Genomic DNA, 5,477 nt, shown 5'->3' with positions numbered 1-5,477 from the left:
TGGTTGAACTAACTCGGCAGTAGCAAACAATGGAAGTTCTAGCTGCACCACGGAGGTAGGATTCAACGTGAAAAAGTCTTTGTCCTGCTTCGTTTTTGATGCTTTCAATCTTGCCATTGTCTGCGTACTTCCTTAAAGTGTTTGGGTGCAGTCCCAGTTGTTTGACTGCTTCTCGTAGTGGTACATAAGCCATACCACTATCTGAGCAGTTATGAGGATATATAATCTATTGTTAGCAAATAACTAGCTATTGGCTAACCTCTGCTTAGTGCGTTTGCTTATTGTTTCAGGTTCTCTAAAATCACTTTTGCTGCACGCCGTCCAGAAATGGTTGCTCCCTCCATGCTGTCAATATAATCTTGTTGAGTATAACTACCTGCTAAAAAGAAGTTATGCACTGGGGTTTTTTGGTTAGGACGGTAAGGATCCATCCCTGGTGCTTCTCGGTAGAGTGATTTCGCCAGTTTTACAACACTATACCAAGTCATATTCAGTTCGCGGGATGAGGGGAACAGTTCATGAACTTGTTTGAGCACGTGTTGGGCGATCGCTTCATTGGTTTGTTTAATAAAAGGATCTCCCGGTGTGAGTACCAACTGTAATAAAGACCCTTGTCCCGGGCGATAATAATCACTGGGACTAGCCAGGGCTAAATCAGCAAAACAAGAAAAGTCAGCATCGGCAGTATACAGTAAATTATCTATCCCCGCGGCATGATTTAGCTGTTTGCGTTCGTGTTCATCTTGGAGTTCTGTTACCCAGCCATCAAATCGCAGCTGTACTGTGGCCACGGGTACTGCATCTAATTTATAAATATTGTCAAATTCCGACCACTTACGCCACTCTTGGGGTAATATACGCTGAATCCCCGGGACATCGCAAGCACAGAGGTAAGCATCAGCCCTAACGGTTTGTGTGGTGTCACCTTGGGCAACTACAATACCAGTTACCTGAGTTTGTTCTCCTGATTGAGTAAATTGAATTTCCCTGACTTGGCGACGAGTATGAATTTTAACGTTTCTTGCTTCTAAATATTTCAGGATGGGCTTGTGCAAATACTCATCTGGGGAACCTTCCAGCATCCGCATAATTGAGGCTTCAGTTTTAGATGCAAAAAACTGGAAGATTGTCAACATACAACGGGCGGAAATATGATCACAATCAATAAATCCCAAAGCATAAGCAATGGGGTTCCACATCCGTTTGATACTACCCTCACTACCGCCGTGACTGCGGAACCATTCAGCAAAGCTAACTTTATCTAAGTTACGGATAGTTTTCATCGCCCCGTTGAAGTCTACTAATCCGCGAACAATGGGGCTAGTACCCAAGGCGATGGCATTTTGTAGTTTATCTTGTAATGATAATTGAGAAGTTGTAAAAAATGCCTTTAATCCATTGAAAGGCGCACCAGTAATAAAGCGAAAATCTAAACTACCAGTACGTCCCCCTTGATTAATAAAAGTGTGGGTATGTTCTTTTAGGCGTAAATTGGATAATGCCCCCACTTTCTCCATTAAATCAAATAGCTGGTAGTAACAACCAAAAAATACGTGCAATCCCATTTCAATATGGTTGCCATCTTCATCTACCCAACTACTGACTTTACCACCAACAAATGGGCGGGACTCAAAAATCTCTACTTCACAACCAGCATCAGCCAAATCTACCGCGGTTGCTAGCCCAGCCAGTCCCGCACCCACAATTGCAACGCGCATTCCATCTTACCCTTTCAGTTTCTTTACAAATTGTAACTGAGTTGGTAGCGGAATTAGCTATTGATCCTTGGGTAAGTTTTAGTCAAATTCTCACTCAGGCATGAGTTGCAGAGTGCCAAAACCTAGGGCTTGATGAGAAAGTGAGTGCGCTTCAAATAAAGCCATCATATCTCCTAATTGGGGGTTGCGACTCGTAGATCCTTTTATTCCTTTGGCAATAATCAAACCACAGTAGCCGTTGGTGTTTTTACACCGCTCATCCCATTTCTTCCGGGCTTCTCCATGGGTTGGATCATCATCTAAAAATTCACCGAACAAGAATAATTCGCCATTTTCAGTTTGCAACAAACCCAAATCGTAGCGATCGCCATCAAAAGGATCAGCACCCGGATTAAAGCAAATGGCTTTGAGTCCGCCGGCTGCGACAATATTTTCAATGATAGTTTTAGCCTTGGGTCGTGAGGTTTGAATTAAAACTACCGGTAATCCATCACCCACTTTTGATATTTCAGCAGATTGATAATTTAGAACTCCTTGACGCAATGAGTCTAACATTTCCCAAGAGATTACTCCCAGACTGATAAAAGAATTTTCTGGAATCAGATCATCTCGCAAGCCAGGAAAATCAGGCGAGTCTTCGCCTCCCATTTCTAGTTCTTCCATGTCCCAACCTGCCATTTCCTCTAATTCTGCTGCTAATTGCGGCATAGTGGAGACAGTCACAGACAAAGACTTAATTGATTCTGAATTGGATTTAGGTACAGCAATACGATAGCGACGGCTGAGGGTAGGAAAAGTTTCACTATCGAGCTGGTTATGGTAATCGCGGATAAAGCGGATCAGGCTCTCTAAAGCCACAAATACTGCTAGTGCCTCCTCTTCATACAAAACCGACCGCAATCCTTCTAATGGGTGGATATTACCGAAAGTAGGCTGAATTTCCGATATGGGTAAATCGCTTAAATCCTCGTCCCCATCCATTTCATCTTCATCTTCATCTTCACTTTCAAAAGTCAGAAATAGACAGTCTTGTTTGAGGAAAGCCTCTTCTAAATGTGCTTGTGATTCATCATCCTCTAAAACTTCTGCCCGAAACTGCCTCAGAGAATCTTCAGAGCGATAAAGTAAAATCCCGTACTCCATCCCTAGCATCCCCATGACGGAAACGTACAGTGTCCCAACGTCCCAGTTATTAATCTCTATTGATAATATTTGTTGTTCTTGTAAAAATTCCCAAGGTGCAGTGTGCCAAACAGCGAAGGCCTGATCACGCAATACTTGTGCATATTGGGGAGGTAAATCTGGCACTTGATTATCCTGTATCTCAGTAAATCCGCGGAAAAGTTCGTCGATTAAGGGCAATTCGGGAACGTAATCAATGCTAATATCCAAGCCTTGCAGCACACCCCGCAGGTAAAACTGAATTTCTCGGTCTTTAACTACAATCTTTTGGGGTCTGGCGGGTTTACCAGGGCTATGGGGATGCTCCATTGCACGCATTAAGGTGCGAACAATTGCTTCTGGACCTATTTCAGGAGATACTACATCCATCCCCCGCACCACACCTTGGGAACCATCTACCCAAAGAATACATTCACCGTTGCTCTCGGAGTCTGAAGCTGATGTTGGCGACGATGACATTGGACGGCGATCGCCCTCCCATACAGAAGGAATTTGAGTTAATGTTTTCAACCGACGAGTGGTAGAGCGATTAAAGCTTGTCATAAAGTAGATTAATCAAAAAGAAGCTATTTGGCAGTAGACTATGAGAAAGAGCTAGTCCTAAGCTGACTATTTTATAGACAAAACTATACTTATGTTGACAAGAATTGACATAAGTGAGTTAAGAAAATCGCCCACTTGATATATAATACGATATCAGGTATTGAATTAAGACTATTGCCAACGCGAAAACCAAGCAATGATAGCGGTAGTCTTTCTTGTAAATCTTAAGAGAAATATCGCGTCTGGCTAAGGCGTGCAAGTCTACTGAGGGATAACCGCTCCCATGCTCCTGTTGAAGTAGAAAGTAAAGTCTAGCTTTGTCTAGGTTTTATATAGCAGTGCAAAACTTGATAACTCAAAACAGATAAGCATAACCGGGGAAATAAAAACTACCATGCGGATTCTATTTGTTGCAGCAGAAGCAGCTCCCGTGGCCAAAGTGGGAGGAATGGGGGATGTGGTGGGTGCATTACCCAAAATATTGAGACAAATGGGGCATGATGTCCGCATATTCTTGCCTTATTATGGCTTCCTCCCAGACAAAATGCAGATTCCTGAAGCACCAATTTGGAAGGGATATGCCATGTTCCAGGACTTTGAAGTTTACGAAAGTGTTTTACCTGGTACTGACGTTCCCTTGTATTTATTCGGACATCCTGTATTTTCACCCCGCCGGATTTATAGTGGTGATGATGAGGACTGGCGGTTTACTTTTTTTGCCAATGGCGCAGCTGAATTTTGCTGGAACTACTGGAAACCACAAATTATCCACTGTCACGATTGGCACACGGGCATGATTCCGGTGTGGATGCACCAAGACCCGGATATCAGCACTGTGTTTACTATTCACAACCTCGCCTATCAAGGGCCGTGGAGATGGTATTTAGAAAAAATTACTTGGTGTCCTTGGTATATGCAGGGACATAATACCATGGCAGCAGCGGTACAGTACGCTGACCGGGTAAATACAGTTTCTCCCACTTATGCTGAACAAATCAAAACTCCTGCTTACGGCGAAACCCTAGAAGGTTTGCTATCTTTTATCAGTGGTAAATTATCCGGGATTATCAATGGTATAGACCTTGAGCTTTACGATCCCGCCACGGATAAAGCCATCAGCGAAAACTTTACTATCGATACCCTGGATAAACGCAAGGCTAACAAAATTGCTCTCCAAGAAGAAGTAGGTTTAGAAGTTAACAGCAAAGCCTTTTTAATTGGCATGGTAACACGGTTGGTAGAGCAAAAAGGTATTGATCTGGTCTTGCAAATCCTAGACCGTTTCATGGCTTATACTGATGCCCAATTCGTGCTGTTGGGAACAGGCGATCGCTACTACGAAACCCAAATGTGGCAGTTAGCATCCCGCTATCCTGGAAGGATGGCAACTTATCTGCTATATAATGATTCCCTGTCTCGTCGGATTTATGCTGGCGCTGATACTTTCTTAATGCCTAGCCGATTTGAACCCTGCGGTATCAGTCAAATGATGTCTTTGCGTTATGGTTGTCCCCCTATTGTGCGCCGTACAGGTGGATTAGTGGACACCGTATTGCACCATGACCCCATGAACGCCGCCGGTACTGGTTATTGTTTTGACCGCTATGAACCATTAGATCTGTTCACCTGTATGATCCGAGCTTGGGAAGGCTTCCGTTTCCAACCTCAATGGCAGGAATTGCAAAAACGTGGTATGAGCCAGAACTTCAGTTGGCATGAATCCGCCAAGCAGTATGTAAAGTTATATAAATCAATTTTCGGCTTACCAGAGGAAGAGGAATAGCCATTAGTGGAGTCATACTAAATCCTGATTCCATCATCAAATAATTTTCTTAACTCATGACCCAGACCCTCGGAATTAACCTGAGCGTTCTGATCATGAGTTTTTTTAGTTATAGCAACCGCCAAGGTAATTAGGACATTCACTATTCCCTATCCCCTATCCCCTATTCCCTATTCCCTACTCACTATTCCCTACTCACTATTCCCTGTTCCCTGTTCCCTGTTCCCTGTTCCCTTAAAACCATAATGATG

General features: G+C 43.4%; 4 protein-coding genes. 1 reads left to right on the top strand and 3 read right to left on the bottom strand.

The window, feature by feature from the left end:
- The 3 genes from NWP21_RS04910 to NWP21_RS04900 all read right to left on the bottom strand — a co-directional run.
- Positions 1–193: MerR family DNA-binding transcriptional regulator (locus NWP21_RS04910; RefSeq protein ID WP_280791838.1), on the bottom strand; the 193-nt coding region annotated here is incomplete at its 3' end.
- Between the two features lie 85 nt (positions 194–278).
- Complete coding sequence (zds, locus tag NWP21_RS04905; protein WP_280791837.1) at positions 279–1,718, bottom strand: 9,9'-di-cis-zeta-carotene desaturase; 1,440 nt, start codon at positions 1,716–1,718, stop codon at positions 279–281.
- 90 nt (positions 1,719–1,808) lie between these two features.
- Entirely contained in the window at positions 1,809–3,443 is a 1,635-nt protein-coding gene (locus NWP21_RS04900; RefSeq protein WP_280791836.1) for a hypothetical protein, read from the bottom strand.
- A 394-nt stretch (positions 3,444–3,837) separates the two neighbouring features.
- On the opposite strand from NWP21_RS04900, the gene glgA reads away from it, so the two are divergent.
- Complete coding sequence (gene glgA / locus NWP21_RS04895) at positions 3,838–5,226, top strand: glycogen synthase GlgA (RefSeq protein ID WP_280791835.1); 1,389 nt, start codon at positions 3,838–3,840, stop codon at positions 5,224–5,226.
- Positions 5,227–5,477 lie beyond the last annotated feature (251 nt).

Source organism: Anabaenopsis sp. FSS-46 (assembly GCF_029891665.1).
Taxonomy (GTDB): domain Bacteria; phylum Cyanobacteriota; class Cyanobacteriia; order Cyanobacteriales; family Nostocaceae; genus Anabaenopsis; species Anabaenopsis arnoldii.
This window is presented reverse-complemented; position numbering and strand designations above follow the sequence as displayed.